Source organism: Occallatibacter sp. (assembly GCF_049802275.1).
In the GTDB taxonomy this organism is placed as follows: domain Bacteria; phylum Acidobacteriota; class Terriglobia; order Terriglobales; family Acidobacteriaceae; genus Telmatobacter.
Genome location: NZ_JBARMD010000432.1, coordinates 1 through 2,957 on the forward strand (window position 1 = coordinate 1; position 2,957 = coordinate 2,957).

Sequence of the window (2,957 nt, forward strand, 5' to 3'; positions counted from 1 at the left end):
GGTCTACTGCATCTATCGCGCTCCCCATGAGGAGTTGATCAAGGAGCATCCTCAACTTGGTGGCTTTCCGGCGAATCTAATCTCGCAAATCTCAACGACGATCGATCCCACAACGGCCGAAGACTAAACGATGGATCTCGCGCCGGGCCGACATGCTCGGCCCGGCGTGGACGAAATAGCAACGAGGTTTGGCGCATTTGGAAGAGGTGATGCGCCGGGCATCTCTCTCAAGAGCTTCTGAACAAGCCGCGTTTTCTTCTGACCACGGAAGAGGCGTTTGCTCTAGGGGAAGCCATCGCCCAGATGAGCGGAAATCCGGCTATAGGCTTGTTTCTGGGCACAGTCGCGAGGACGCAGAGCTTCAACCCGCCCGGTATCGCAGCGCTCTGTTCGGTGAATCTGGGCGAGGTGATGGCGCAAGTGGACCGGTACAAACAGCTGACTTGTCCCGAAGAAATTGTGCAACGCAAATCTAAAGGTGAGTGGACACTTCGCTTCCGGTTCCTCGGCCAGCTTCCGTGCGTCCACCTTGTCGCTCTTGCTGACGATTCGGGCCCGGATTCCTGGATCAGACCCCTTTCAGAGGACCAATAATCTGCCCTTCCGCTCGCTGCTCAGGCATTCTCCATCAATCGCAGAAAAGGACGTTCATACCGGGCGGGGTTATTGACCTTGCGGCTTGAGGATTGGCGCCCGCAGCGGCGGTTTCGATCTCGATACGCGTGTCTTTGGGGAGACCACGTCGCGACCGCGCTGGATGAAGTTGTCGTAGACGGATAAAGCGGCGGCATGGTAGCCAAGGCCGGCCCTTTCGGAACGGCCTCTGGGGCAGGCGCGGCGGGCTTGGCAAGTGGACGGTGCTCGAGGCTTTGTGCGCATGCAAGCGATGCGCACGCCAATGAGATAAGTACTGCGGGGAGAAATGAGTGAGTGTCCGACCGGTTCAGCGGGAAAGACAAGAAAGGCTCCTACGGGTTCGATTCTACTCTGACATGGAAGACTGCCAAGCGAGCGCCCACTCCGTCGAAACTCATCGATCCCAGATGAGTTTCATCCATATAGGTGGGGTCGCAGACCCATGCAAAACTCGGAAGGGTGAAGGTAAATCGATCGCTTCTAGTGCTTCCCGCCCGCGTGAGACGTGATTCCCTTCAGAATGAATTCCCGCACAATATTTGTACCCGCATTTCCCGCTATCTCTACCGCTCCATTCACAAGGCTCAGAGTCAGGCCGCGATTCTCCTTGGGGTAGTAGAGATTAGAGAGCCCTGCAGAGGCAAACACCCCGAGCACATGCGAGTAATTGGGCCGCCTGCGTCCGTTATCATCCCGGGTTATGAAGGCGGACGAGATTGCGTACATCGTGCGTTCCTGAAGACTCCCAGTACCCTTATAGAAGTAACGTGGGTCCTGGTGGAACAACGTCGCGAATACGCCGCTGCTCAACATTCTTGCGGAGAAGTCATTTGTATATGCGGCGCCGAATCGCTTGAAGTACCCGGCGCTGCCTCCGCCGTATCCGGAAAAGATGTCGTAATACTGTTCGAAGCCCGCGATTCCGGCAGCCCCCGCAAACGCCATCGGGTCCATCATAGAACGAAACGCCAGTTGAAATTTCTGTTTCGGTTTCATCGGCGGGGCATTCCAGTCATAGCTGCTGTAGAAATTTGGAAACACCTTCCAAATGCGCTGTTCGACAGCAATCTGGACTTGCTGTTCCGACAACTCCTCCTTTAGTTCCTCGCTGTTCCCCGTAACAGTCACCGACGCAATCGCGGTGGCAACGGCCAACACCACCGGTGACATGATGCGCATCTCCCCCGGATTCACCGTGAGCCACGGGGATACGAAGGTGCTCATATCTTTTCCTATTACCGTCATCTTGTATGAGCCGGCAGGCAGAGCCGCAAACGCGAATTGTCCGTTTGGACCCGATTGCATTTCGCGTTCGCCTCCGGAGCGGCTCGTGAGAACCACGCTCGCGTCCTGGATCACATCATCATTTGTATCCAGGACGGTGCCCGAGATCGCGGATGTGCCCTTATTGCTTGATTGCCGTGATTGGTCTTGGCTCGCGTCGAGTACGCCGCCTACCTCTCCCGGTGCATCCGGCAAATCTGTCCTGACCAAGACGGCCCCGTCGGTCTGTTGAGCACGAGCAGATACGGCACCAACATCTATCAGAAACACTGCGGCGATCAGCGCCGGAACCAACGTTCTAGAAACGATTTCAATTCGGCTTCTTTGAGCTACAGCCGGCGATTCACCTGTCACTCCCGCATCACATGAGACGATCAATGCGCAATCTCTTCGCATATACTCCTGTGTTCGTTCTTCCTATCACTTCCCGTGAACCAGCTGTCCAGTCCGGAAGTCCACTGCGCTCGGTATATCGACGTGCTCGCGCTTAGGGTGTAAACAGCAGCTGCATGAAGTTTTCGTCATTTGAGCACTGCCTCGGTCTGTTCTGACTCTCATTCGAATTCGTTTGATGCGCTGAACTGATATCGGAGCACTGTCAACAGGTGAGATCGAGGTCTACGTTCGCTTGAGTTCAGCGTTCTATCGCTCAGTGCCTTCCCAGCGTGCTGGATTACCGCGGTATGATGTCTCATGGCTCGGCCTAAGACTACAGCTTTTATTCATGTCATGCTTTTGGTCTGCATCGTGTTGGCAGTCTCGCTAGTACCTTCGGTTGCACAAACGCAGGCAAACTTGGGTGTGGACCAAGTCGTCGATCGGATGCAGCGACACGAAGCAGACCAATCGAGAGAACTGAAGCACTACGAAGCGATCCGTCATTATGAGGTGCAATACAAAGGTTTTGGATCACTCATCGCGGCGAAGATGGATGTGGATATCAATTTCGACAGTCCCTCGGGCAAGAGTTTTCGCATCGTGTCGCAGAGTGGATCGAAACTGCTGTGCGACAAAGTGCTCAAGCGGGCGGTCGATAG

General features: G+C 55.2%; 3 protein-coding genes and 1 pseudogene. 3 read left to right on the forward strand and 1 reads right to left on the reverse strand.

Going from position 1 to position 2,957, the window contains the following annotated elements; genetic code table 11:
* The first annotated feature begins 10 nt into the window (after positions 1-10).
* The gene (locus WA354_RS15065) at positions 11-127 is read left to right on the forward strand and encodes a hypothetical protein (RefSeq protein WP_472813842.1); all 117 of its coding nucleotides are present in this window, start codon (positions 11-13) and stop codon (positions 125-127) included.
* Positions 128-234: 107 nt separating this feature from the next.
* Positions 235-594: pseudogene (locus WA354_RS15070) on the forward strand (AraC family transcriptional regulator ligand-binding domain-containing protein); the annotation flags it as partial.
* Positions 595-1,116: 522 nt separating this feature from the next.
* Here the strand turns inward: WA354_RS15070 and WA354_RS15075 are convergent.
* A complete protein-coding gene (locus WA354_RS15075; RefSeq protein WP_472813840.1) occupies positions 1,117-2,115 on the reverse strand; it encodes a carboxypeptidase-like regulatory domain-containing protein in 999 nt (332 codons plus the stop codon).
* 498 nt (positions 2,116-2,613) lie between these two features.
* Between WA354_RS15075 and WA354_RS15080 the strand changes: the two genes are divergently transcribed.
* On the forward strand, positions 2,614-2,957 hold a 344-nt coding region (locus WA354_RS15080; protein ID WP_472813841.1), incomplete at its 3' end, for a hypothetical protein.